General features: G+C 71.8%; 19 protein-coding genes. 13 read left to right on the top strand and 6 right to left on the bottom strand.

The window, feature by feature from the left end:
* The first annotated feature begins 46 nt into the window (after window positions 1-46).
* On the top strand, window positions 47-3334 hold the full coding sequence (locus ACGGZK_RS07075; RefSeq protein ID WP_395245569.1) for a DEAD/DEAH box helicase: 3288 nt from the start codon (window positions 47-49) through the stop codon (window positions 3332-3334).
* A gap of 27 nt (window positions 3335-3361) precedes the next feature.
* Here the strand turns inward: ACGGZK_RS07075 and ACGGZK_RS07080 are convergent, their stop codons facing one another.
* The 5 genes from ACGGZK_RS07080 to ACGGZK_RS07100 all read right to left on the bottom strand — a co-directional run bounded on the left by ACGGZK_RS07080 (window position 3362) and on the right by ACGGZK_RS07100 (window position 7296).
* On the bottom strand, window positions 3362-4303 hold the full coding sequence (locus ACGGZK_RS07080) for a sulfurtransferase (protein ID WP_395245570.1): 942 nt from the start codon (window positions 4301-4303) through the stop codon (window positions 3362-3364).
* A 6-nt stretch (window positions 4304-4309) separates the two neighbouring features.
* Entirely contained in the window at window positions 4310-4705 is a 396-nt protein-coding gene (locus tag ACGGZK_RS07085; protein WP_395245571.1) for an OsmC family protein, read from the bottom strand.
* A 226-nt stretch (window positions 4706-4931) separates the two neighbouring features.
* The gene (locus ACGGZK_RS07090; protein ID WP_395245572.1) at window positions 4932-5291 is read right to left on the bottom strand and encodes a hypothetical protein; all 360 of its coding nucleotides are present in this window, start codon (window positions 5289-5291) and stop codon (window positions 4932-4934) included.
* Between the two features lie 155 nt (window positions 5292-5446).
* Window positions 5447-6286 carry a sulfurtransferase gene (locus ACGGZK_RS07095; protein ID WP_395245573.1) on the bottom strand — a complete coding sequence of 280 codons (840 nt, stop codon included), beginning with the start codon at window positions 6284-6286 and terminating at the stop codon, window positions 5447-5449.
* Window positions 6283-7296 carry an aldo/keto reductase gene (locus tag ACGGZK_RS07100; protein ID WP_395245574.1) on the bottom strand — a complete coding sequence of 338 codons (1014 nt, stop codon included), beginning with the start codon at window positions 7294-7296 and terminating at the stop codon, window positions 6283-6285. The genes ACGGZK_RS07095 and ACGGZK_RS07100 overlap by 4 nt, the downstream gene beginning before the upstream one ends.
* 163 nt (window positions 7297-7459) lie before the next feature.
* On the opposite strand from ACGGZK_RS07100, the gene ACGGZK_RS07105 reads away from it, so the two are divergent.
* From ACGGZK_RS07105 to ACGGZK_RS07145, 9 genes are all read left to right on the top strand, one after another.
* Window positions 7460-8893 carry an LLM class flavin-dependent oxidoreductase gene (locus tag ACGGZK_RS07105; RefSeq protein WP_395245575.1) on the top strand — a complete coding sequence of 478 codons (1434 nt, stop codon included), beginning with the start codon at window positions 7460-7462 and terminating at the stop codon, window positions 8891-8893.
* A complete protein-coding gene (locus ACGGZK_RS07110) occupies window positions 8890-9912 on the top strand; it encodes an aldo/keto reductase (RefSeq protein ID WP_395245576.1) in 1023 nt (340 codons plus the stop codon). Before ACGGZK_RS07105 ends, ACGGZK_RS07110 begins: the two co-directional genes overlap by 4 nt.
* Before the next feature lie 136 nt (window positions 9913-10048).
* On the top strand, window positions 10049-11677 hold the full coding sequence (locus ACGGZK_RS07115) for an ABC transporter substrate-binding protein (protein ID WP_395245577.1): 1629 nt from the start codon (window positions 10049-10051) through the stop codon (window positions 11675-11677).
* A 16-nt stretch (window positions 11678-11693) separates the two neighbouring features.
* The gene (locus ACGGZK_RS07120; protein WP_395245578.1) at window positions 11694-12731 is read left to right on the top strand and encodes an ABC transporter permease; all 1038 of its coding nucleotides are present in this window, start codon (window positions 11694-11696) and stop codon (window positions 12729-12731) included.
* Window positions 12731-13648, top strand: a complete 918-nt coding sequence (locus ACGGZK_RS07125; protein WP_395245579.1) for an ABC transporter permease — start codon at window positions 12731-12733, stop codon at window positions 13646-13648. The genes ACGGZK_RS07120 and ACGGZK_RS07125 overlap by 1 nt, the downstream gene beginning before the upstream one ends.
* Window positions 13635-15338 carry a dipeptide ABC transporter ATP-binding protein gene (locus ACGGZK_RS07130; protein ID WP_395245580.1) on the top strand — a complete coding sequence of 568 codons (1704 nt, stop codon included), beginning with the start codon at window positions 13635-13637 and terminating at the stop codon, window positions 15336-15338. Before ACGGZK_RS07125 ends, ACGGZK_RS07130 begins: the two co-directional genes overlap by 14 nt.
* A gap of 86 nt (window positions 15339-15424) precedes the next feature.
* Entirely contained in the window at window positions 15425-16876 is a 1452-nt protein-coding gene (locus ACGGZK_RS07135; RefSeq protein WP_395245581.1) for an NtaA/DmoA family FMN-dependent monooxygenase, read from the top strand.
* A gap of 363 nt (window positions 16877-17239) precedes the next feature.
* Complete coding sequence (locus tag ACGGZK_RS07140; protein ID WP_395245582.1) at window positions 17240-17836, top strand: hypothetical protein; 597 nt, start codon at window positions 17240-17242, stop codon at window positions 17834-17836.
* 386 nt (window positions 17837-18222) lie between these two features.
* Entirely contained in the window at window positions 18223-18651 is a 429-nt protein-coding gene (locus ACGGZK_RS07145) for a hypothetical protein (protein WP_395245583.1), read from the top strand.
* A 170-nt stretch (window positions 18652-18821) separates the two neighbouring features.
* Here ACGGZK_RS07145 and ACGGZK_RS07150 read toward each other — a convergent pair whose 3' ends face one another.
* Window positions 18822-20897 carry a beta-galactosidase gene (locus ACGGZK_RS07150; RefSeq protein WP_395245584.1) on the bottom strand — a complete coding sequence of 692 codons (2076 nt, stop codon included), beginning with the start codon at window positions 20895-20897 and terminating at the stop codon, window positions 18822-18824.
* A 194-nt stretch (window positions 20898-21091) separates the two neighbouring features.
* Here ACGGZK_RS07150 and ACGGZK_RS07155 point away from each other — a divergent pair, with 194 nt between their 5' ends.
* The 3 genes from ACGGZK_RS07155 to ACGGZK_RS07165 all read left to right on the top strand — a co-directional run bounded on the left by ACGGZK_RS07155 (window position 21092) and on the right by ACGGZK_RS07165 (window position 24373).
* Window positions 21092-22402 carry an ABC transporter substrate-binding protein gene (locus ACGGZK_RS07155; RefSeq protein WP_395245585.1) on the top strand — a complete coding sequence of 437 codons (1311 nt, stop codon included), beginning with the start codon at window positions 21092-21094 and terminating at the stop codon, window positions 22400-22402.
* Between the two features lie 78 nt (window positions 22403-22480).
* The gene (locus ACGGZK_RS07160) at window positions 22481-23428 is read left to right on the top strand and encodes a carbohydrate ABC transporter permease (protein WP_395245586.1); all 948 of its coding nucleotides are present in this window, start codon (window positions 22481-22483) and stop codon (window positions 23426-23428) included.
* 3 nt (window positions 23429-23431) lie between these two features.
* Window positions 23432-24373: a carbohydrate ABC transporter permease gene (locus ACGGZK_RS07165; protein WP_395245587.1), complete on the top strand. Its 942-nt coding sequence runs from the start codon at window positions 23432-23434 to the stop codon at window positions 24371-24373.
* The last annotated feature ends 7 nt before the right edge of the window (window positions 24374-24380 follow it).

A 24380-nucleotide genomic window follows, 5' to 3' on the forward strand; every position in this document is an offset into this window, starting at 1 on the left:
GATGGGGCGGGGCACGCTGTCGGGGGCGCGTGACACGATGGGAGCCATGCCCGCCCAGCCTACCGACGCCGACTGGCGCGCGGAGCTGGCCGCGCTCGCCGGGCTCGTCGACGGGGCCCATGGCGTCGAAGCTGAGCGCGAAGGCGGCGAGGGCACCGGCGGCGGGGCCCGGCCGAACCGGCTCGGGCTGCAGTTCGAGTTGCGTCATCGCGTGAGCCGCCGCGCGGGCGAGTGGAAGGGCCCGACCGACGAGCCGGCGAAGCGCGCGTCGGCCGTCGACCGGCTCGGCGTCCGTCCCGTGCAGCAGGGCGCCCGCGGCGGGTGGATCAAGGGCGACCTGACCTGGCAGAACATCGCCTACCAGGGCGCCGGCAAGGGGTTCGACCCGGCGCAGGCGCGCTGGTTCGCGCAGTTCGCCGTGCTGAAGGGCGGGTCGCCGGCGGTCTACACCGGGAACTCGTCGGAGTGGATCACCCTCGACGAGTACGAAACGCCCGTGCTGTGGGCCATGCTCGCCGAGGCCGAGCGGCTCGGCATCGCGCTCGCCGGATCGGACGTCACGCCGCGGGTCGTGCTGCACGCCGAGGGCGCGATCGCGCTCGACGCGGTCGACGACCTCGACGGGTTCCGGCTCACGCCGACGGCGGTGCTCGGCGGCCTGGGGCATCCGCTTGCCGGGGTGCGCGCGATCGCCGACCACGGGATGTACCGGGCCGACTTCGACCGCGGGCTGATCGAGCTCGCGCCGGCCTCCGGCGGCCTGTCGCCGGCGCAGCTCGCGCTGCTCGCGCAGGCCGCCGCGGCGAGTGCCGATGCGACCGCCCGCGCCGGTGCCGTCGGTGCCGGTGCCGTCGGGGCCGCGGTCGCGTCGAGCGTGCGCATCCCGTCGCCGGAGCTTCCCGAGTTCCTGCGCACCGAGCTGCCGAAGCTCGCGCGCCGGGTGCCGATCGTGAGCCTCGACGGATCGTTCGAGCCGCCCGACCCCGACCCGCCGGTGCTCGTACTGCGGGTGCGGTTCGAGGCCGTCGACCGTGCCCGCCTCGACTGGCGGTGGGAGCACGCCGACGGGCGGGTCGAGGCGCTGGGGGAGCGCGACGGCGTCGACACCCGCTCAGCAGGTGACCGCGGTGAGCCCGACACCGGCTCGGCGGGTTCCGGCTTCGTCGACGATTCCCGGCGGTCGAGGAGCGCCGCCGAAGGCGACGCGTCTCGAGATGCCGACCTCGACGTCGTCGAGCGTGCCCGCGACGAGCTCGACGGGCTGCCGATGGACGCGATCGTGCTCCGCGGCGACGACGTGATCTGGCTCGCCGACCGCGCCCTGCCCCGCCTCGAGGCGATCGACCGGGTGCGGGTCGAGGTCGTCGGCGAGCGTCCCGACTTCCGCGAGCTGACGGATGCCCCGGAGCTGCGGGTCTCCACGGTCGAGTCGCGCCAGCAGGACTGGTTCGACCTCGGCGTGATGATCACCGTGCAGGGGCGCACCATCCCGTTCATGCCGTTGTTCCGCGCGCTCGCGTCGGGCCGCAAGCGGATGATGCTCGTCGACCGCACCTGGCTCTCGCTCGAGCAGCCCGTGTTCGAGCCGCTCCGCGACCTCATCGAGGAGGCCGGCACGCTCGCCGAGTGGGAGACCGGCGTGCGCATCCACCGCAGCCAGGTCGGGCTCTGGGCCGACTTCGAGGACCTGGCGGATGTCTCGGAGCCCGCGATGTCGTGGCGCCGGCTCGTCGCCGGCCTCGCGCGCGAGGGTGCCGACACCGGCTCAGGCGGTTCGTCGGACCTGGAGCCGCCCGACGGGCTCGCGCTGCCGCTGCGGCCGTACCAGCTCGACGGGTTCCGCTGGCTGGCGCACCGGTGGGCGAACGGCGTCGGCGCCGTGCTCGCCGACGACATGGGCCTCGGCAAGACGGTGCAGGCGCTCGCGCTCATCGCGCACGCCGCCGCTGGTCGAGGAGGGGCCGACGGAACCCGTCCGTTCCTCGTCGTCGCGCCGACCTCCGTCGCGTCGAACTGGGCGGCCGAGGCATCCCGCTTCACGCCCGGGCTCCGGGTCGCCACCGTGACCGCGACCGAGCGGAAGCGCCGCCGGCCCATCGCCGACGCCGCCCGCGAGGCCGACCTCGTCGTCACGACCTACGCCGTGCTCCGCCTCGAGGCCGCCGCGTTCGCCGCCGTCGACTGGGCCGGACTCGTGCTCGACGAGGCCCAGTTCGTGAAGAACGCGGCGACGAAGGTGCATGACGCGGCGCGGGGCATCCGGGCGCCGTTCGTGCTCGCCGTGACGGGCACGCCGATCGAGAACGACCTCTCGGAGCTGTGGGCGATCCTCCGGCTCGTCGCACCGGGCCTGTTCCCGAGTCGGCGGGCGTTCGACGAGCGATACCGCCGCCCGATCGAGCTCGACGGCAACGGCGAGCGGCGCGAGCGCCTGGGGCGACGCATCCGCCCGCTGGTGCTGCGCCGCACGAAGGAGGAGGTCGCGCGCGAGCTGCCGCCGAAGCAGGAGCAGGTGCTCACCGTCGAGCTGTCGCCGCGGCACCGACGGCTCTACGACGCGACCCTGCAGCGCGAGCGGCAGAAGCTGCTCGGCCTCGTCGCCGACGAGTTCGACCGGCAGCGGTTCATCGTCTACCGATCGCTCACGCTGCTGCGGATGCTCGCACTCGACCCGGCGCTGATCTCGACCGGTGCCGAGGGCGGTGGCGCGGGCGAGGGGGCAGGCGGCGCCGACCACGCCGGCATCGGATCGGCGAAGCTCGACGCGCTGTTCGAGCAGCTCGACGACGTGCTCGCCGAGGGGCACAAGGCGCTGGTCTTCAGCCAGTTCACGTCGTTCCTCGGGCGCGCCGCGGCGCGGCTCGAGGCCGCCGGCGTGCCGTTCGCCTACCTCGACGGCTCGACGCCGGTGAAGCGGCGCGATGCGGAGATCGCGCGGTTCCGGGCCGGCGAGGCGCCGGTGTTCCTGATCAGCCTGAAGGCGGGCGGCTTCGGCCTGAACCTCACCGAGGCCGACTACGTCTTCCTGCTCGACCCGTGGTGGAACCCGGCGAGCGAGGCGCAGGCCGTCGACCGCGCCCACCGCATCGGGCAGACCAGGCAGGTCATGGTCTACCGGCTCGTCGCCGCCGACACCATCGAGGAGAAGGTGATGGCGCTGAAGGCCCGCAAGGGCGAGCTGGTCGCGTCGATCCTCGACGGGGTCGCGGGCGCGGGCGGTGCGGATGGTTCGGGCGTCGGGGATGACTCGGGCGGGACGGATGGCTCGGGCGTCGGGGGAGCCGAGGGGCCGGCGCTCACCGTGGACGACCTGCGGATGCTGCTCGAGGACTGAGCCGGCCGTCGAGCACCCGAGCCCAGGTCACTCGAGGCAGTCCAGGTCCTGGCCGCTGGGTCGCGACCGGGGGATGCCCTGCTCGACCGGCCGCGTCGGGTCGTTCCCCCACGCCGACCAGGAGTCGACGTACAACGCGACCGGCTGGCCGACGAGCGCGCCCGCGAAGACGAGCGCCGAGCTGGCCACGCCGCCGTTGCAGTACGCCGCGATCTCGTGTCCGCCGAGCGCGCGATGCGCCAGGAACCAGCGCCGGATGGCCAGCGGCGAGACGAGGGTGCCGTCGGCGGCGAGGAGTTCGGCCGCCGGCGCGTGGACGGCCCCCGGGATGTGGCCGGTGCGGGGCTGCCCGGTGAGGCCGTGGTACGCGTCCGCCGGCCGTGCGTCGAGCAGGGTGCCGTATCGCGGGAGCTCCTCGACGTCGTCGATCGCGAGGGTCCGCACCGATGCCGGAGCGTCCCCGGCGTCCCGGGCATCCGCGGCGCCCCCGGCTCCGACGGTGGCGACCGCCGCGTGCTCGCGACCCCGAGGCGGGCCGTCGGGGTCGAGGGCGCGCAGCTCGCCGCCTGCGCGCACCCAGGCCGGGAGGCCGCCGTCGAGGATCGACACGTCCGTCACGCCGGCGGCGGCGAGGACGAACCAGGCCCGGGTGGCGCTGGTGAAGGCCTCCGCCCGGCGCGTGTAGAGCACGAGCGCCCTCCGGTCGACGCCCGCCCAGCGTGCCGCGAGCAGGCGAAGCGTGGCGAGTTCGGGAGGCGCGGGGAGCGGGAGGTGCCCGCTCGAGGCGGTCGGCTCGCCGGCGAAGTGGGTGCGGACGTTGGCCGCGTGCGCAGCGGGAATGCTCCCGACGATGGCATCCCCGTCCTCGGCCCCGTCGCGCCAGGGCGACACCTCGACGAAGGCGAACGAGTCGTGATGCGCGACCGCGTCAGGGGCGCCCAGCAGCGCGGCGACGGGGCGTGCGGTCACGGCGCGTCACCACGGCACGCTGTCGGGGGTGTGGAGCACGAACACCACCGGGAGGCTGTCCTTCAACGCGTTGTAGATGCGGCACCGCTTCTTGTACTCGCGGACGAGGTCGTCGGCCCCGCGCCCGTCGACGGCGTCGATGAAGCACTCCATGATGAGCGTGCCGAGGTAGTCGCCCTCCAGCCGGCGCTCGACTCGCGCGAAGATCTCGACCCGGCGGTCGGGTTGGCCCTCCTCGACGAAGTCCTGCCGGAAGGCGTTCAGCGCGCACGAGACGAGCGACGCGACGAGCAGGTCGAGCGAGCTCGCCTCCTCGCCGGGGCCGCCACTCCGGAGCGATCCGTCGGAGAGCAGCTGGAACCCGGTGTCGCCGATCTCGTAGCGACCGCGCGTGTCCGTCATGCGTCCGTAGATGTTGCTCGAGACAACGATCCGGTCATTCATGAGGGCGCTTCCTGCAGGTCCCGTGCGGCTGATGGCGGGCGGATGCCGCCCTGGCGGCAGGCCCGTGCAGCGACGCTAACAACGCGTCGAACGTGCGATCAAAGCTGTTGAGAACTGTTGCGGATGATGGCGCCCGGCGTCGCGCCGTAGGCCGGCGTGGCGCTCCGGCGCCCCGGCGACGCGCTCAGGCGGGCTGGCGCACCTGGCCGGAGAGCAGCAGGACCACCCGGGTGAGGCTGCGGTTGTCCTCCTCCAGCACGCCGACGCGCTGCTCGAGCTCGCCGATGCGCGCGAGCAGCTCCTGGCGGGTGAGCCCGGCGTACTGCGCGGCGACCGGGGTGCGGTCGGCCGACTCGTCGCCGTAGTCGTAGCTGCCGTCGTCGAAGCGCGTCAGCCACTGCCGGAGCGACTGCTGCCCGACGTCGTACTCCTCGGCGACCTCGCGGATGATCGCCCGGTTCCGCGGCTCCTCCCGGCGGCGCCGCAGGACGGTCTCGACGGACTTGGTGCGGACCTCATCGCTGTACTTGCGCTCGAACGCCATACCCATCCTCAACGAGTGCTGGACGATAGACAGTCGCACGATAACGTGCAGGCACAACTCTAACGTGCGTCGTTGTGCGGCGATATGACGTTTCTACGAGCGCGTCGGGCAGGTGGACGACCAGGTCGGGATCCCGCGAGGCGGCCGGTCCACGCTCACGGCGTGTGTTTCGACCACTCCGAGAACGAGCCGACGTACACCGGTGCAATGACGTCGATCGACGCGAGCGCGAGCGCCTGCACGCTCGCCGACACGCCGCTGCCGCAGTACACGATGACGGGGCGGGACGCGGGGTCGACGCCGATGGCGTCGCGGTAGGCCGCGTGGATCGTCGCCGCGTCGTGGACGCGCCCATCGGCGGCGAGGCGTCCGCTCGGCACGTTCACCGCGCCGGCGATGTGCTGGCCCTCGTCGCCGAAGCCCTCGGGGGTGCGGGCATCGACGAGGAGCACGTCGGGATGCCGCGCGGCGATCTCGGCGGCCTCGGCCACCACGGCCGCATCGATGACGAGGTCGTGGTCGTGGTCGTGGTCGTGGTCGTGGTCTCCCTGGACGCCCGTCTGATCCCGCCGGTCGGGGAGTCCGAGCTCGGCCACCTCGGCGGCATGGACGCCGTTCAGGTAGGACACCCGCCGGATACCCGCCCACCGCAGCACGACCCAGGCGCGTGCCGCGCCGGCGAGGTCGCGCGGGGTCTCCGCGACCACGATCACCCGCGTCCTCGCGCCGATGCCGCCGTGGCGCAGGCGATGCGCGAGCTCGGCGTGGTCGGGCAACGGCCGGTTCCCGCTGTCGGCGCGCTCGGGGCCGGAGAGGTCGTCGAGCGTGAGGCGGAGCGCGCCGGGGATCGTCGGGGTCGCCGACGGCTCCCGGCCGACCTCGACGAGCGCGATCGACTCGGTGCGCGCGAGGTCGACGAGCTCCGCCGGCTCGATGACGACCGCGAGCGTCCGGCCTTCCCGGACGGCGGTGGTGGTCGCGGCGGGCGCGCTCATGCGGTCACGACCTGGCCGGGGCCGCCCGTGAGGTCGCCGGGCAGCAGGTCGCGCAGCTCCTGCTCCTCCGCCACCGTGGGCCGCCAGCGAGTGGCGACGAGGTTCTCGTCGAGCTGCTCGGGCTGCGTGATCCCGGCGATGACGGTCGCCACCGTCGGCTGCGCGAGCAGCCAGCCGAGCGCCACCGCCGACGGCGTGATCGCCCGTTCCTTCGCGAACGCCTCGAACCGCGCGAGCGCGGCCCACGGTGCCTCGCGCAGCAGGTTCCGCTTCAGGTTCGTGATCTTCGCGCCCTCGGGTGCGTGGTCGGCCCGGTACTTGCCGGTCAGCAGACCGTTCTGCAGCGGGAAGTACGGGATGAAGCCCAGGCCGTAGCGCTGCAGCGCCGGGATGAGTTCGGCCTCCGCCCGGCGCCACAGCAGGTTGTACTCGTCGGTGGTGGAGACGAACCGGGCGGTGCGCAGTTCGCGGGCCACGTGATCGGCCTCCGCGACGCGCCAGGCCGGGAAGTTGGAGGCGCCGATGTAGCGCACCTTCCCCTCGCGCTGGAGGTCGTCCAGTGCGCTCAGCGTCTCCTCGATCGGCGTGTGCGCGTCGGGGAAGTGGATCTGGTACAGGTCGATGTAGTCGGTCTCGAGGCGACGCAGCGACTCCTCGACGGAGGCGCGGATGTACTTGCGACCGCCGGTCAGCCCGTACGACGGCCCCCGGGTCTGCAGGAGGCTGCGCCCGAACTTGGTGCCGATGACCACCTGCTCGCGCCGGCCGCGGAGCGCGCGGGCGAAGAGGGTCTCGCTGAGGCCCGGCTCGTCGCCGTAGCCCTCCGCGAGGTCGAAGTACGTGACGCCGAGGTCGATCGCCCGGTCGACGACGGCCTGGACGGCGTCGGCGCCGACCGCCCGCATCCCGGAGCGCCCGAACGTGCTCGCCCCCACGCCGAGCTCGGAGACGACGAGGCCGGACGAGCCGAGTGCCCGGTAGCCGGACGGGAGCGGATTCGGTGATGGCATGGCGCCTCCTTCGTGTGATGTCGCGGTACAGGATTGCACGTTCACGCTATATAGCGCGGTGTCGCATTACCGTAGATTGCAGCGTGTCTACATAGAACTTGCACATGAACCTATTCTGACTGCACCGCGGCGATCCGGCCGCGCGATGACGGAAGCGTGTGGCATGACGAAGAACGAGCGGCAGCTCAAGCTGGGCCTGGCTGCCTACGGCACGGGATGGGACCTCGACGCGTGGCGTCTCCCGGATGCGACGAACGCGGGCCTGGAGGACCCGAGGGTGATCGCCGACCTCGCCGTGACGGCGGAGCGCGGCCTGTTCGACTACGTGTTCGTCGGGAGCGCGCTGGCGAGCGAGCCGACGCGGCTCAACCGCGTGTTCCGCTGGGACAGCGCCGTGTACGCCGGCCACGCGGCGGCGCGGACCTCGCACGTCGGATTCCTCGTCACCTACAACTCGTCCTACGAGCACCCCTACTTCGTGGCGCGGCAGCTCGCCACGCTCGACCGCTTCAGCGCCGGCCGTGCCGCCCTGAACGTCGTCTCCGGCGTCGACCGGGAGGGCGGGCCGACCGCGAACTTCGGCAGGTACCCCGTCGCCGACGAGGAGTCGAAGTACCGCCGCGCGGCCGAGTTCACCGAGGCGGTCTACCGGCTGCTCTACGAGAGCTGGGACCGCGACTACCTCCTCGACGACCGCGCCGCGGGCACGCTCGTGCGGCCCGGTTCGTGGCACGAGGTCGACATCTCCGGGGAGTTCTTCGACATCCGGGGCCCGCTGAACGTCGCCCCGCCGGTGCAGGCGCGCATCCCCAACGTGCACGTCGGCCTCTCCGAGGCATCCCTCGACTACGGCGCGCGCTACGCGCAGGCCCGGTTCTCGCCCTACTTCGGTACGGATGCGGGCCAGGAGCACTACGCAGCCCAGAAGCGGCGCGTCGCCGCGGCCGGCGGCGACCCGGAGCGCTTCCTCGTGCTCCCCGGCGTGACGTTTTACCTCGCCGGAACCGCCCGGGAGGCCCGGGCGAAGCACCGCGAGATCCTCGACCTCGAGCTCACCGAGCAGCTCCCCGCCTCGTTCGCCGCGGCCTTCGGCCTGCAGCCGGAGGAGGTCGCACCCGACGCCCGGCTCCGCGACGCCGTCGAGGCGGGCGGACTCACCCTCGAGCAGATCAAGCCCGCGCTCGACGCGCTCGAGGTCGGCGGCGGGCGGCGGGGCGCGCCCTGGCTCCGCGAGACGCTCGCCGACGCGCTCGACGACGGCGACCTCACCTTCGCGGAGTTCTTCCGCTTCATCCAGAAGCACCGCGAGGGCCAGGGCATCTTCGTCGGCGACCCGGCAGGCTTCGCCGACTGGATCACCGATCGCTTCACCGGTCGCGTCTTCGACGGCCTCCAGCTCTTCCCGCCGTACCACCGCGGCCCGGCCGACTTCCTCGTCGACCACGTCGTGCCCGAGCTCCAGCGCCGTGGCGTCTTCCGCCGCGAGTACGAATCGAGCGTGCTCGAGGTCAACCTCGGCCTGCGCGATCGCGACGAGGCCGACCCCGGCGACCGCGAGGGCCTCGACCTGCGCGACCGCGAGGAGGCGGCGGCATGACGACGGCGACCGTCCTGGAGCACCGGGGACTGCCGTACCGGCGAGCCGGTGCCACCGGGCTCCTGCTCCCGGCGTTCTCGCTCGGCCTCTGGCAGGGCTTCGGGTCGGACCGCGACCAGCGCACCCAGGCGTCGCTCATCACCGGCGCGTTCGACCGCGGCGTCACCCACTTCGACAACGCGAACCGGTACGGCCCGCCCTTCGGCTGGGCGGAGCGGGTGCTCGGCGAGGTGCTGCGCACCGAGCTCGCCGCGCACCGCGACGAGATCACGATCACCACGAAGGCGGGACGGCCGGTCGGCGACCACCCGTACGCCGTCGGCGGTTCGCGCAAGCACCTGCTCGACGCGGTCGACACCGGCCTCGCGCGGCTCGGCACCGACCACGTGGACGTGTTCTACCACCACGCGTACGACCCGGGCACTCCGCTCGAGGAGACCGCCACGGCGCTCGCCGACATCGCCCGGCAGGGGAAGGCCCGCTACCTCGGCCTCTCGAACTACCCGGCTGCGCCGCTGGCCGAGATCGTCGCGCTCCTCCGCGAGCTCCGGGCGCCGCTGGCGCTCGTGCAGCCCGGCTACTCGCTGCTCGATCGTGCGGCGGAGGAGCCCGGCGGCGTGCTCGACATCGCGGCGGAGGCCGGGCTCGGCGTGGTGGTGTACTCGCCGCTCGCGCAGGGCCGGCTCACCACGAAGTACCTCGATGGAGCCGTGCCGGCGACCTCGCGGGCCGCGTGGAGCACCTTCCTCGACGGCACGTTCATCGACGACGCCTACCTCGCCACCGTCGGCCGCCTCGACGAGGCTGCGCGCGCCCGCGGCGCCTCGCTGCCGCAGGCCGCCCTCCAGTGGGTGCTCCGCCGACCCGAGGTGACCAGCGTGCTGCTCGGCGCCAGCCGGCTCGAGCAGCTCGACGAGAACCTCGGCGCCCTCCGCGTCGCCGAGTTGACCGAGGCCGACGCGGACGAGCTCGAGGCGATCGCCTCGGGGACGGCCGCCGAGCGCGTCCTCGCGAGGTAACGAACCGCAACCGACCACACATGTTCGTCACCGCGTTTGGCGGCGGCGTCCCCCGGTGGCCACGCTGATGACCTGCACGCCCGGCTCGGAGCGGCCCCGACTCCACGATGTTCCCCCAAGAGAAACGGATACCGAGATGAAGACCATCACCCGTCGCAGGGGCGTGCGCCTCGCGGCGATCGCCATCGCCGCGGCGCTCTCCCTGAGCGCCTGCGCGACCGCAGGCGGTGGGGCCGTGGATGCCTCCTCCGTCACCGAGGAGGAGCGCTACGGCGGCGTCCTCAACATCGGCCTCGCCGCCGACCCGCTCGGCGTCGACGCCGCCGTGGTGAACCAGGTCTGGCGGCACGTGGCCCGTGCGCTGTCGGACTCCCTCGTGTTCCTCAACCCCGAGACCGGCGAGTTCGAGCCGTGGCTCGCGAAGGAGTTCACGGTCAGCGAGGATGCCCGCACCTACAGCTTCGTCCTGCGCGACGACGTGACCTTCAACGACGGCACGAAGCTGACCGGCGAGGTCGTGAAGGCGAACTTCGAGAGCCTCGCCCGCGAGGGCATCCACTCGAGCGCGAAGACGATCGTGGCCGGCATCTCGAACATCACGATCCCGAGCGAGTATGAGATCGTCGTGGAGTTCGCCGAGCCCAACGCGGCGTTCCTGCCCGGCCTGTCCCGCGCCCACGCGGGCATCGTCTCCCAGGCGAGCGCCGAGTCGCCGGTCGAGGTGCGCCAGAAGAGCATCGACGGCAGCGGTCCGTTCCGCCTGGTCTCGTACACCGACAACCAGGAGATCGTGCTCGAGGCCCGCGAGGACTACGCCTGGGCGCCCGACTACTACGACCACGAGGGTCGCGCGTACCTCGACGGCGTCGTGTACAAGATCATCCCCGAGACGGCGGTGCGCAACGGCGCCGTCGAGAGCGGTGACCTCGACTTCATCTACTGGGTCGACGGGAACTACATCCCCGAGCTCGAGGCGGCCGGCCTCACGGTCAGCCGGAGCGCGGTGAACCCGGCGACGGGCACGGAATGGCCGGTCAACACCTCGTCGAAGTTCCTCAAGGACGTGCGCGTCCGCCAGGCGCTCCAGCACGCGATCGACCGCGACGGCGTCGTGCAGGTCACCTCGAACGGCGAGAACCTCGTGCCGAAGGGGCCGCTGAGCGAGAAGAACCCCTACTTCTCCGACCAGAGCGAGTTCCTGACCTACGACCCCGACCTGTCGATCTCGCTCCTCGAGGAGGCCGGCTGGGATGAGGTGGGTGCCGACGGCATCCGCGTGAACGCCGCCGGCGAGCGCCTCTCGCTCCGCTACCCGGGCGACGGCCCCGCCGAGACCGTGGTGCAGGAGCAGTTCAAGGCGATCGGCGTCGAGCTGGTGCTCGACCCGCCGCTGGCCGCCGAGGCGAACCAGAAGCTGCTGTCGGGCGAGTACGACATCGCGTACTGGTACCACTCGTCGCCCGACGCCGACGTGCTGCGCGCCAACTACGGCGTCGCGACCGGATCGAACCGCTCGTTCATCGCCGCCGACGACGCGCGCGGCCAGGAGCTCGACGCGCTGCTCCAGGAGCAGAACACGATCCTCGACAAGGCCGCGCGCCAGGCCGTGGTCGACGAGGCGGCGCAGATCCTGGTCGAGGACGCCTACGTCCTGCCGATCCAGACCGACGTCGACGTGTGGGCGTACACGCCGAAGCTGCAGGACATCGAGAACAACGGCCTCGACCAGCTGCTCTACGACGCCTGGCTGCTCAAGTCGGAGTGACGGGAGCATCGGAGCAGTGAGCGTCATCACGCGACCGACCGGGAGGACGGGCCGTACGCGGCCCGGCCTCCCGGCCCTCCCGCGGCGCCGGCGGGGCATCCCCGGGGCCGGCACGGCCGGGTTCGCCCGGTATCTCGCGAAGCGCCTCGGCTACGGCGTGATCGTGCTGTGGGGCGCGTTCACCGCCAGCTTCTTCCTGCTCTACATCCTCCCGGGGGATGCCGCGGGCGGCCTGACGGCCGGGGCGGAGGGCGACGACATCGAGGCGATCCTCGAGGAGCAGCGCGAACTCCTGGGCCTCAACCGGCCGGTGCTCGTGCAGTACGTCGACGCGCTGACCCGGGCGCTCCGGGGCGACTTCGGCGTGAGCATCTACACGCGCCGGCCAGCCACCGAGCTGTACTTCGAGGCCTTCGGCGAGACCCTGAAGCTCGCCTTCACCGGCCTCGCGATCGCGCTGGTGCTGGGCATCCTGCTGTCGGTGGTCATCGAGCTCATCGACTGGAAGTGGGCGCGCGAGCTCCTGCTGTCGCTGCCGCCGGTGGCGGTCTCGCTGCCGCCGTTCTGGGTGAGCATCGTGCTGCTCCAGCTCTTCGCGTTCCAGTTCCGCCTCATCCCGCCCACCGGCAACAACAGCCTGCCCGGGCTGCTCGTGGCCTCGCTCGCGCTCGCGATCCCGGGCGCCGGAGGCATCTCGCAGCTGCTGACGGCGAACCTCCGCGGTGCGCTGACCTCCCCGTACATCGAGACGGTGCACAACTGGGGGCTCAGCCGTTGGGGCGTCGTGCTCCGGCACGCCCTGCGGAACTCGCTCCTCCCGGTCGTCACGGCGTTCGGCACGACGGTCGGCCTCATGGTCGGCGGCACGGTGCTCACCGAGACGGTGTTCTCCCGGGTCGGCGTCGGCCGCGTGATCGTGGAGGCGGTCGACGGCCGCGACACGCCCGTCGTGCTCATCTGCGTGACCGTGTCCGCCGGGATCTTCGTGCTCGTCAACTTCGTCGTCGACGCCCTGTACCCGCTCATCGACAAGCGCATCTCGCTGGAGGGCTGATGGCCGCACAGACCACGCTGGAGCATCCCGTCCGGCAGACCCCCGGGCCGGCGGACGGCCCCGCCGCCACGCCGCCGAAGGCCTCGGCCTGGGACCGGATCAGGGCGGGCGTCCTCTCCCGGCCCGCGCTGGTCGTGGCGTACCTCTGGATCGCGCTCGTCCTCGTGAGCGCGTTCGCGCCCCAGCTGTTCACCGCCTACGACCCGCTCACGCAGGACACCGGCAACCGGTTCCTCCAGCCGAGCGCGGAGCACCTCTTCGGCACTGACCAGTACGGTCGCGACCAGTTCGCCCGGACGGTCCACGGCACCGCGCAGTCGCTCCAGGCCGCCGTGGTCGCGGTGCTCATCGGGCTCATCGTCGGCTCGGCGATCGGGCTCATCGCCGGCGCCCTCCGCGGGGTGACCGACACGATCGTGATGCGGGTCGTCGACATCATGCTCGCCGTCCCGAGCCTCATCGTCTCCCTCGCGATCGTCACCGCGCTCGGCCGCGGCACCATCAACATCGCGATCGCCATCGGCATCAACAGCGTCGCCACGTTCGCCCGCCTCATGCGGTCGGAGGTGCTCAAGGTGCGCGCGCTGCCGTACGTCGAGGCGGCGGCATTCGCCGGGCACGGCTTCGGGCATCGCCTGCTGCGGCACATCGTGCCGAACGCCTCCGGCTCCGTGCTGGCGGCCGCCACGATGGACATCGGCACGGCGATCCTCGGCGTCGCGGCGCTGAGCTTCCTCGGCTTCGGCGCGCCGCCGCCGACGCCCGAATGGGGTGCGCTCGTCGCCGACGGCCGCGCCTACCTGACCCAGCAGTGGTGGCTCAGCACCCTGCCCGGCATCGTCATCGTCTGCTCGGTCCTCGCGGTCTACCGCATCGGCCGATCCGTCAACCAGGGGAGGACCAATGTCGTCGGCTGACCCGACCACGTCCACGGCGGATGCCTCGGCCGAGGCCCCGGCCCTCGGCGACGACATCCTGCGCTTCGAGGGGCTCTCGCTCGAGTACCGGGTGCAGGGCCGGCCGACGCTGCAGGTGCTCGACGACGTCACGTTCTCGCTCCGGCGTGGGCGGATCCTCGCGCTGGTCGGCGAGTCCGGCTCGGGCAAGAGCACCCTCGCGCGGGCCGTGACCGGCACGCTGGCGCAGAACGCCCGGATCACGTCGGGCGCGGTGCGCTTCGAGGGCGAGGACCTCGCGACCGTCTCGCGACGCCGCTACCAGCAGCTCCGCGGCAACCGGATCGGGTACATCCCGCAGGACGCTCTGCTCGGGTTGAACCCCCTCCTGCCCGTGGGCCGGCAGGCCGGCGAGCCCTTGCGCGTGCACACGAGCCTCACGCCGGCCGAGCGGCGCAAGCGCGTGCTCGAGCTGTTCGACCGGGTCGGGCTGCGCCGCGTCGAGACGGTCTACGACAGCCACCCCCACGAGCTGTCGGGCGGGATGAACCAGCGCGTGCTCATCGCGGCCGCGATCGCCGCCGAACCCGACCTGATCGTCGCCGACGAGCCGACGACCGCACTCGACGTCACCGTGCAGCGACGCATCCTGGACCTCCTCGAGGACCTCACCCGCGAGGAGGCGCTCAGCGTGCTCCTCGTCACCCACGACCTCGGGGTCGCGGCGGAGCGTGCGCAGGACGTCGCGGTGCTCCGCCACGGCCGGCTGGTGGAGACCGGGTCGACCGAGCGCGTCGTCCGGCATCCCGCCGAGGAGTACACGCGGGAGCTCATCAGGTCGTCGAGCATCGATCGATCGCCGCTCGCCCTCGCGCAGGTGCGTGAGCGTGAGACGGCCGCCCACCTGGCGGGTCGCGTCGTGGCCGACGGCGAGGCCGTGGTCGTGGCATCCGGACTGACGAAGACCTTCACCAGCCGGACCGGCGAGGAGGTGCGCGCGCTCGACGACGTCTCGCTCGCCGTCGGTGCGGGCACGACGCTCGGCATCGTCGGGGAGTCGGGCTCGGGGAAGACGACCCTCGTGCGCGTCCTCGCCGGCCTCACCCGCCCCGACAGCGGGTCCGTCACGATCCACGGGACCGAGGTCATCCACGACCGCCGCGGCGCGACCGACCGGCGGGCGCGCTATCGCCGTCTCCAGTTGATCTACCAGAACCCGTACTCGTCGCTGAACCCGCGCCAGACCGTCCAGTCGATCCTCGAGGAACCGCTCACGGGGTACCGGCTCGGCAACCGCGCCGAGCGCAAGCAACGGGTGAGGGAGCTGCTCGAATTGACCGGCCTCCCGGTCGCGCTCGCGAGCCGGTACCCCGCAGAACTGTCGGGCGGCCAGCGGCAGCGCGTCGCCATCGCCCGGGCGCTGGCGCCGCGCCCCGAGGTGCTCATCTGCGACGAGCCGGTCTCCGCGCTCGACGTCACCGTGCAGCGCCAGGTGCTCGACCTGCTGAACGAACTGCAACGCGAGCTCGGGCTCACCTACCTGTTCATCTCCCACGACCTCGGCGTCATCAGCGAGGTCTCCGACGAGGTGCTCGTGCTCCAGCACGGCGCGATCGTCGAGGCCGGCGAGGCGACCGAGGTGCTCAGCCGACCCGCCACCGACTACGCACGCGACCTCATCGCGGCGATCCCCCGCCCCTCCTTCGACTGACGGCGCCACGCCGCCCGTCGATCGCCACCCCGCACGAAAGGCCGACCATGAACGCTCCACGGGAACGACACCTCCACCTCGGATACATGTACTGGGTCAACGGCACCCACTGGGGCGGATGGCGGCAGCCGGATGCGCCGACCGACGGCGCGTTCGACTTCGAGTACGCGCTGCGCGCGGCACACACCGTCGAGCGGGCCAAGTTCGACTTCTTCTTCCTCGGCGACACGCTCCCCGGCGACATCGTCGACGAGCAGTGGCGCACCACCCACAACACGGGCCGCCTCGAGCCGTTCACGCTCGCCTCGCAGCTCGCGCTCCAGACGTCGCACATCGGCATCGTCGTCACCGCGCACCCCACCTACTACGACCCGTACATCCTCGCCAGGCTCACGTCGTCCCTCGACCACCTGAGCGGCGGCCGGCTCGCGTGGAACGTCGTGCTCGGGGCATCCGACGTCGCCGCCCGCAACTTCGGCCTCGCCGACCTCGGCGGGGCCTCCCGGTACGAGCGGGCCGACGAGTTCATCGAGGTCGTGAAGCGGCTCTGGGACAGCATCGAGGACGACGCGTACATCCAGGACAAGGAGTCGGGGCACTTCATCGACGACGCGAAGATCCACCGCCTGAACTGGAAGGGCAAGCACTTCAGCGTCGAGGGGACGCTGCCGCTGCGCCGCCCGCCGCAGGGGCACCCGCCGCTGCTGTACGCCGGTGCGAGCGACCGCTCGCGGGAGCTCTCGGCGAAGTGGGCGGACGTGAACTTCACCGGCCCGCGGTCGATCGCGGAGTCCATCGCCTTCAACGAGGACGTCCGCGCCCGAGCCGCCGCGTTCGGCCGGGACCCGGAGGACGTCTTCTTCCTGCCCGGCATCACGCCGATCATCGGCGACACCCGTGCCGCCGCCGTGGCGATCTACGACCGGCTCAACGCCGCCATCCCGCTCGACGACGACCTCGTGCTGGGGGGCCGCGACCGCGCGCACTGGGACGCGTACGCGGCGTCGCCGGCCGCCAACTTCCCCCTCGGGTACGGGAACCGGAACCTCGGGTCGCTCTCCGCCGCGCTCGGCGCCGACGTGACCGACCTCGGCCTCGACGCCGAGGTGACCGCGGAACTCGCCGCGCGGTTCGGCGAGAAGGGACGCCGCCTGCTCGAGCAGGTCGAGACCCGCACCGACCGCACGGTCGGCGGCGGCGACCGCGCCCGCGTGCGCGACCTGCTCTACGCCGCGATCATCGACGGCTTCCCGCTCGCGATCGGCACGGCCGAGCACGTCGCCGACACGCTCCAGGAGTGGTTCGAGACGGGCGCCGCCGACGGGTTCAACGTGCAGTCGCCGTACCTCTGGGGCCAGCTCGACCGGTTCGCCGACGAGGTCGTGCCGATCCTGCAGCGGCGGGGGCTGCAGCGCACCGAGTACACGGCCGACACGTTCCGCGGGCACCTCGGGCTGGCACGGCCGGCCGGGTACTACGACGCGCCGGTCGGCGAGGTCGTCGAGCTGGACGAGCGCCGGGAGGCGGCGGCGGGGTAGCGCGGAGCCGGGTTCGCTGCATGCGAGGGCGTCGACGACGTGGTCGTCGGCGCCCTCGTGCCGGCTGCCGATGTCGGGTCGTGCGTGCCGGCGCGGTCGAACTACAGGAAATGGGGACCTCTGGGTGCTCCAGGAAGGGGATAGGTCCTGTTCTCCTGTAATTCGGGAGCGGCGGGATGCTTCGCGGCAGCCGGGGCGGGTCGGTCGGCCGCTGTCCGGGCGGGGTGGATCGGTGGCGTCCGTACTCAGGAGATTCGACGACATGCCTGCTCTGAGGCGGGGATGGCGTCGGATCTCCTGCGTCGCGACGGGCTGTGGATGCCGTGGCGGGCGTGGGACGGGGATCGCCTACGGTGTTCTCTCATGACCCCCGTGCCCGCCCGATGGAACCCTGCCCGTCAGGTCGTCGCCGTCGCCGCAGTGCTCCTCGTGGTGGGCGGGCTCGCCGGCTGCGCCGGCGAGCCCGCCCCCGCCCGCACGGCCGAGCCGACCGCCGAGGCGACGGCCGAGCCGATCTTCGCGTCGGATGAGGAGGCGCTTGCGGCGGCGGTGGAGGCGTATGAGGCGTACAACGCTGAGGCGGCAAGAATCTCAACGAATCCTGCAGTCGAGCCAAGCTCAATTGCCAACTTCGTTTCCGAGGGGTTCGTTGCGCAGTCTGTTCAGGAATTTGAACTCCTAAGGCAGGAGGGCGTCACGCTCGTTGGAGAGATGAAGCTCTTGGATCCCGAGTTGGTGATGTGGTCCACGACAAATGGCGCAGCTCACGCGACCATCTACGTTTGCCTGGATGTGTCTGGCGTGCGAGTCGTCAACTCCTCGGGCGCCGATGTGACAGCGGCGGACCGGCAGGAAGTAGTTCCCCAGCAGGCCGAGTTCATTTCGTCGTCCAGCGCGCCGTCTGTACTTCTCGTTGACCGGATTGACCAATGGTCTGGCGCGGACTTCTGCTCGCGGTAGGGCTGGTAGTAGCCGCGCCGTGGGTGGCTCCGGCAGCGGCAACTGAGCCCACGCCTCAAGACCCGCCTAGGCACTCATTTGTTGGAGCCGCGCTTGGTGCCGGTCAAGTGACTTTGACCGGAGAGGAAGTCCACCGCGGCGAAACGCAAGGCGAGCGAGGTGCAGATGCAGGTCGCCCGAGTACCGGTTCGGTCTCGACGGACTCTCCTCGATCGTCCGGCGAAACCACGACACCGCCAGCCGACCTCTGCAGCCCCACGAACCCCGCCGCGATCAACCCATGTGCTGGGGGCCCGGCGGCTCCGGCGCCACCTGCGGCTCCAGGCGAACCCACCGTCACGCTCCGCGACATTGCGTCGTTCCGACCGGCGACTCCGGCGGATGTGATGGAGCCCGACGGGTGGGCGGTCGTCGGGCTGCCGGCGAACTTCGTGAGCGGGGCATCCGTGCAGGTGGTGTCGGGCACGCTGCTGGGACGGCCCGCCGACGTGCGGTTCACGCCGGTCGGGTACGGGTGGGCGTACGGCGACGGGCAGGCCGGGGCATCCGCTTCGCGTGGTGCGACGTGGGCGGAACTCGGCCAGCGGGAGTTCACCGACACCCCGACGAGCCACCGCTTCGCGGCGTCGGGGCGGTACGACGTGACGACGACGGTCACCTACTCGGCCGAGTACCGGTGGGCGGGCTCGGGGTGGCGGCCGATCGCGGGCACGCTCGACCTTCCGGGCGCGACGACGTCGGTGCTGGTCGGCGAGCTCGACACGGTGCTGGTCGCCGGCGACTGTACGGCGAACCCATCCGGCCCGGGCTGCTGAGGCGCGAACCACACCCACTGTTCAGGAGATTCGACGCCATGGGTGCCCCACCGCGGGGGTGGCGTCGAATCTCCTGAATTGGAGCACCGAAGCACGGCAGGCCCGGCACGGCCACGCCACAAGAACGGGCACGGGCACGGCGAGGGGAGGCGCCGCGCCCGTGCCGCGGATCAGCCGAGCCGGATGATCCGCACCGCGCCGGCGTCGACGACGTCATCGGCCGCGACTCGCGCGCCCGACGCCACGTCGACCCCGTCGGCCGCGACCGCACCCACGCGGGCGGGGGCATCCGCGTGGTTGATCGCGACGAGCCAGCGCGTGCTGTCGTCGCCGACGCGCACGACCCGCTCGAGCCCGGCCTCGGGCACGTCGACCGCGACGCCCGCGTCGGCGAGCACGGCGTCGACGAAGCCGCCGAGGTCGGCGCCGTCGAGGCGGGTCGACAGGTACCAGGCGCTGCCGTCGCCGAGCGCGTTCCGGGTGATGGCGGGACGGCCGGCAGCCGGGCCACCACCGGCGGCGGGCTCGGCGTACGACGAGACCGCGACGGCGCCCTCGAGCACGACGTCGTCCGACCAGACGGCGCCGGTCGAGCCATCCGTCAGTCGCACCTGCTCGCCGTCGCGCAGCGGCAGGAACTCCTCGATCGACAGGCCGAGCACGTCGCGCAGGCGGCCGGGGAACGGTCCGGCCGGCACGGCGTCGTGCTCGTCGACGATGCCGGAGAAGTACGAGACCGCGAGGGTGCCGCCGCCGGCGACGTAGCCGCGCAGGTTCGCCGCAGACGGCTCGTCGAGGAGGTACAGCGACGGCGCGAACACGACGTCGTAGCCCGACAGGTCGTGCGACGGGTGCACGAAGTCGACGGTCACGCCGCGCTCCCACAGCGCCGCGTAGAACGCCTCGAGGCGTTCGCGGTGCGAGAGGTCCTCGCTGGGGCGCCAGTCGAGGTCGAGCGCCCAGAACGACTCGGTGCTCCACACGATCGCGACGGATGCCTCGACCCGGCTGCCTCGCAGCTCCTCGGCGCTGCGGAGCACGTCGCCCAGCCCGACCACCTCGCGCCAGACCCGCGATGACGTGCCGGCGTGGGGGAGCATCGCGGAGTGGAACTTCTCCGCGCCGAAGCGGCTGGCGCGGAACTGGAAGTACAGGATCCCGTCGGCGCCGCGCGCGAGGTGCGCGAGGCTGTTGCGCGCCAGCTCGCCGGGGCGCTTCGCCACGTTGCGCGGCTGCCAGTTGACGGCCGAGGTGGAGTGCTCCATGAGCACCCACGGCTTGCCGCCGGCGAGCGAGCGCGTGAAGTCGGCGTCCATCGCGAGCAGCACGTGCGCGTCGAGGCGCGACGCCGTCAGGTAGTGGTCGTTCGAGACGAGGTCGACCTCGGGCGCCCAGCGCCAGTAGTCGACGGCCGGGCAGCTGGTCGCCATGAAGTTCGTCGTGATCGGCTGGGTCGCGTGGCGGCGGATCGCGTCGCGCTCGAGCACGAAGCACTCGAGCAGGGCATCCGAGCTGAACCGCTGGAAGTCGAGCCGGTGCGCCGGGTTCGTGATGCTCTGCGAGCGCCGCGGGGCGTCGACCTCGCTCCACGAGCGGTAGACCTGGCCCCAGAACGTGGTGCCCCACGCCCGGTTCAGCGCGTCGATGCTGCCGTATCGGCGCTCGAGCCAGGTGCGGAAGTTCGCGACGGATGCCTCGTCGAAGCTCTCGGCGATGGGCGCACCGTACTCGTTGTGCACGTGCCACATGACGACCGCCGGGTGGTGGGCGTAGCGCTCGGCGAGCCGTTCGGCGATGGCCTCGGCGGCGCGCCGGTACTCGGGGCTCGACGGGGAGACGATGCCGCGCGAGCCGAACCCGAGGGTGACGCCGTCGCGGGTGACGGGTGCGGCGTGCGGGTACGCCTTCCAGAACCAGGCGGGCGGCACCGTGGTGGGGGTGCCGAGGTCGACGTCGATGCCGGCGCCGGCGAGCAGGTCGAGGATCTCGTCGAGGAACGAGAAGTCGTACTCGCCCTCGCGGGGCTCGAGGAGCGCCCACGAGAAGATGCCGACGCTGACGAGGTTCACGCCCGCCTCGCGCATGAGCTCGATGTCCTCGAGCCAGGTCTCCCGGGTCCACTGCTCGGGGTTGTAGTCGCCGCCGAAGCGGATGGCGGAGGTGCCGGGGATCCACCCGCTGCGCGGCGCCGCGGCGTCGGGCCGGGCGGTGGGGGCGGGGGTCGCCGTCTCGGACTGCGATGGCATGGCGGATCTCCTTCGACTGTGTGCGGTCACAGTTGTATCACAGGCCTGCACGGGCCGGAATCTCCACTTTCGCTGAGTTGACAGCAGCTCACGGCTGTGTATTACTAGGAGCGCTCACAGGCACAGCGCCGTTCTCCTGAGATCGGACGACAGCCGGGGCATCCCGCAATCACAGCTTTCGACAAGGAGGACGAATGCGTGCATCAGTCCGCACCGGCGCCATCGCGACCGCGGTGGCCGCAGCGCTCATCATGACCGGATGCTCCGCCGATGGCGGCAGCGAGGGCAGCGCCGACGAGCCCATCGAGCTCACGTACTGGACCTGGGCGCCGAACATGGACAAGGTCGCCGACATCTGGAACGCCGAGCACCCCGAGATCCAGGTGACGGTGAACAAGCAGGACGGCGGCGACCCGGCGATCACCAAGCTGCTCACGGCCATCAAGGCCGGCAGCGGTGCGCCCGACCTCATCCAGGCCGAGTACCAGAAGATCCCGACGCTCGTCTCCTCCGACGCGCTCGCCGACATCTCGGGCGCCGGCGCGAACGACGCCGCCGACGAGTTCCCCGCCGGCGTCTGGGACTCGGTCACCCTCGGCGGCGACGCGGTCTACGCGATCCCGCAGGACACCGGCCCCATGATGTTCTACTACCGCGAAGACGTCTTCGCGCAGTACGGCCTCACCGTGCCCACCACGTGGGACGAGTACGCCGAGACCGCCCGCGCGCTGCACGCCGCCGACCCGTCGAAGTACCTCGGCACGTTCTCGGCGAACGACGCCGGCTGGTTCGCCGGCCTCGCGCAGCAGGCCGAGGCCGAGTGGTGGTCGATCGACGGCGACGCCTGGGGCGTCGGCATCGACGAGGCGCCGACCCAGCAGGTCGCCGAGTACTGGGGTGGCCTGGTCGCCGAAGGCGCGATCGACAACAAGCCGATGTACACCCCCGAGTGGAACGCCGCACTCAACGACGGCACGCAGGCCGGCTGGCTCGGCGCCGTCTGGGGCCCGGGCGTGCTGAGCGGCAACGCCGCCGACACCGCCGGCCTCTGGAAGGCCGCTCCGCTGCCGAACTGGGACGCCTCCGCGCCGAGCAACGGCAACTGGGGCGGCTCGTCGACCGCGGTCACCACGCAGTCGAAGCACCCCGAGGCCGCCGTCGAGTTCGCGACCTGGCTGAACACCGACCCCGAGGCCGTGCAGGCGCTCGTCGACGAGGCCGGCATCTACCCGGCCGCGACCGCCGCCGCAGCCGCCGTGCTCACCGAGGCGCCGGAGTTCTTCAGCAACCAGCCCGACTTCTACGACGTCGCCGCCGAGGCCGCGCAGTCGGTCGCGCCGTTCACCTACGGCCCGAACGTGAACGTCGCGTTCAGCGCCTACAACGACGAGTTCGCGAAGGCCGCCGAGGCGAAGACCGTCGACGCGTTCCTCGCCGCGGTCACCGCGATGCAGAAGATCACGGTCGACGACCTGGAGTCGAGCGGCTTCACGATCGCCGAGTAGCCGGAGGTCCGGTGGTCGGGGCGGATGCTCCGGCCACCGGGCTCATCGCACCAGCAGCAACAGAGGAAAGGAACGCCCATGACCGCAACGGTCCAGACCCCGTCGCCCGCCCGGCGACGCGCGGCCCGGCGCCGCACGCTCATCCCCTACGCGATGCTCGCACCCGGGATCGTGCTGTTCGTCGTGTTCATGGCGGCGCCCATCGTCTACACGCTGTTCCTCTCGTTCCAGAAGTCGGTCGTGCAGGGCCTCGGCCTCGGCTCGGGCGGCCGGTCGCTCGTGTTCGCCGGGTTCGAGAACTACGTCGCGACGCTGACCGACCCCGACTTCCTCGCGAGCGTCGGCCGCGTGCTCGTGTACGGCCTCATCCTCGTGCCGACGATGCTCGGCCTCGCGCTGCTCTTCGCGCTCCTGCTCGACGCCCGCCGCACGCGGGCCAAGGGCTTCTCGCGCATCTCGATCTTCCTGCCGTACGCCGTGCCGGCGGTCATCTCGTCGCTGCTCTGGGGCTTCCTCTACCTGCCGTCGGTCAGCCCGTTCTACTGGGTGTTCGAGCAGCTCGGCTGGGACGACGTGCCCTCCCTGCTCTCGCCGGGGCTCGTCGTCTTCGCGATCGCGAACATCGGCCTCTGGGGCGGCGTCGGCTTCAACATGATCGTGATGTACACCTCGCTCAAGGCGATCCCGAGCGACATCTACGAGGCCGCGACGCTCGACGGGGCATCCGAGTTGCAGATCGCGTGGCGCATCAAGGTGCCGATCATCGCGCCCGCGCTCGTCATGACCGCGCTCTTCTCGATGATCGCGACGCTGCAGGTGTTCGCCGAGCCGATGACGCTGCGCCCCCTCACGAACAGCCTCTCGACGAGCTGGTCGCCGCTCATGCTCGTCTACCGCGACGCGTTCACCCGCGACGACATCTACTCGGCCGCCGCCACCTCGATCATCATCGCGGTCGCGACGTTCGCCATCTCCTTCTTCTTCCTCCGCGTCGTGCAGCGGCGCGCCTTCGGCCAGGAGGACTGAGCCATGACCACCGTCACCTCGCCCGCCCCCGACACCGTCGCGGCGGTGCTGCCCGACCTCGACGCATCCGCTCGCCGCAGCCGGCGCGGCGCGCGCCGCCCCGACGGCGCCGCCCGCGTGCCGCTCTCGGCCGGCGCGACCGCGATCCTCCTGATCGGCGCGCTGTACTGCCTGCTGCCGGTCGCGTGGGTGCTCGTCGCCTCGTCGAAGGATGCCTCGGAGCTGTTCTCGACCTTCACGTTCGCGCCGTCCACGCACCTGTGGGACAACATCGTCGAGCTCACCCAGTACCGCGACGGCTTGTACTGGCGGTGGATGGCGAACACCGCCCTCTACGCCGGCGTCGGCGCGATCATCTCGACCTACATCTCGGCGCTGTCGGGGTACGCGCTCGCGAAGTACGTGTTCCCGGGCAAGGGCGCCGTCTTCAAGGTGCTGCTCATGGGCGTGCTCGTGCCCGGCGTCATCCTCGCGATCCCGCAGTACCTCATGCTCGCGCAGGTCGGCCTGACGAACACGTACTGGGCGGTGCTGCTGCCGCAGCTGATCAGCCCCTACGGCATCTACCTGGCGCGCATCTACTCGGCCGCCGCCGTGCCGACGGAGATCATCGAGTCGGCGCGCACCGAGGGTGCGGGCGAGCTGTTCATCCTGCACCGCATCGCGATCCCGATGATGCTGCCGGGGCTCGTGACCGTGTTCCTCTTCCAGTTCGTCGCCGTGTGGAACAACTTCATGCTCCCGTACATCATGCTCGGCGACGACCGGCTGTTCCCGATCACGGTGGGCCTCAACGGCCTGCTCAACCAGGGCGCCACGGTGCCGGCCATGTACACCCTCGTCATCACGGGTGCGCTGCTGTCGATCGTGCCCCTCATCATCCTGTTCCTGGTGCTGCAGCGGTACTGGCGCGTCGACCTCGCCGCCGGGGCCGTCAAGGCCTGACCCCCAT

This window comes from Agromyces sp. MMS24-K17, assembly GCF_043950245.1.
Classification (GTDB): domain Bacteria; phylum Actinomycetota; class Actinomycetes; order Actinomycetales; family Microbacteriaceae; genus Agromyces.

Coding starts and splice junctions, on each gene's coding strand:
- ACGGZK_RS07075 (WP_395245569.1), top strand. CDS start 47: ATGCCCGCCCAGCCTACCGACGCCGACTGGCGCGCGGAGCTGGCCGCG.
- ACGGZK_RS07085 (WP_395245571.1), bottom strand. CDS start 4,705: ATGACGGACACGCGCGGTCGCTACGAGATCGGCGACACCGGGTTCCAG.
- ACGGZK_RS07090 (WP_395245572.1), bottom strand. CDS start 5,291: ATGGCGTTCGAGCGCAAGTACAGCGATGAGGTCCGCACCAAGTCCGTC.
- ACGGZK_RS07095 (WP_395245573.1), bottom strand. CDS start 6,286: ATGAGCGCGCCCGCCGCGACCACCACCGCCGTCCGGGAAGGCCGGACG.
- ACGGZK_RS07100 (WP_395245574.1), bottom strand. CDS start 7,296: ATGCCATCACCGAATCCGCTCCCGTCCGGCTACCGGGCACTCGGCTCG.
- ACGGZK_RS07105 (WP_395245575.1), top strand. CDS start 7,460: ATGACGAAGAACGAGCGGCAGCTCAAGCTGGGCCTGGCTGCCTACGGC.
- ACGGZK_RS07110 (WP_395245576.1), top strand. CDS start 8,890: ATGACGACGGCGACCGTCCTGGAGCACCGGGGACTGCCGTACCGGCGA.
- ACGGZK_RS07115 (WP_395245577.1), top strand. CDS start 10,049: ATGAAGACCATCACCCGTCGCAGGGGCGTGCGCCTCGCGGCGATCGCC.
- ACGGZK_RS07125 (WP_395245579.1), top strand. CDS start 12,731: ATGGCCGCACAGACCACGCTGGAGCATCCCGTCCGGCAGACCCCCGGG.
- ACGGZK_RS07130 (WP_395245580.1), top strand. CDS start 13,635: ATGTCGTCGGCTGACCCGACCACGTCCACGGCGGATGCCTCGGCCGAG.
- ACGGZK_RS07135 (WP_395245581.1), top strand. CDS start 15,425: ATGTACTGGGTCAACGGCACCCACTGGGGCGGATGGCGGCAGCCGGAT.
- ACGGZK_RS07140 (WP_395245582.1), top strand. CDS start 17,240: ATGACCCCCGTGCCCGCCCGATGGAACCCTGCCCGTCAGGTCGTCGCC.
- ACGGZK_RS07145 (WP_395245583.1), top strand. CDS start 18,223: ATGGAGCCCGACGGGTGGGCGGTCGTCGGGCTGCCGGCGAACTTCGTG.
- ACGGZK_RS07150 (WP_395245584.1), bottom strand. CDS start 20,897: ATGCCATCGCAGTCCGAGACGGCGACCCCCGCCCCCACCGCCCGGCCC.
- ACGGZK_RS07155 (WP_395245585.1), top strand. CDS start 21,092: ATGCGTGCATCAGTCCGCACCGGCGCCATCGCGACCGCGGTGGCCGCA.
- ACGGZK_RS07160 (WP_395245586.1), top strand. CDS start 22,481: ATGACCGCAACGGTCCAGACCCCGTCGCCCGCCCGGCGACGCGCGGCC.
- ACGGZK_RS07165 (WP_395245587.1), top strand. CDS start 23,432: ATGACCACCGTCACCTCGCCCGCCCCCGACACCGTCGCGGCGGTGCTG.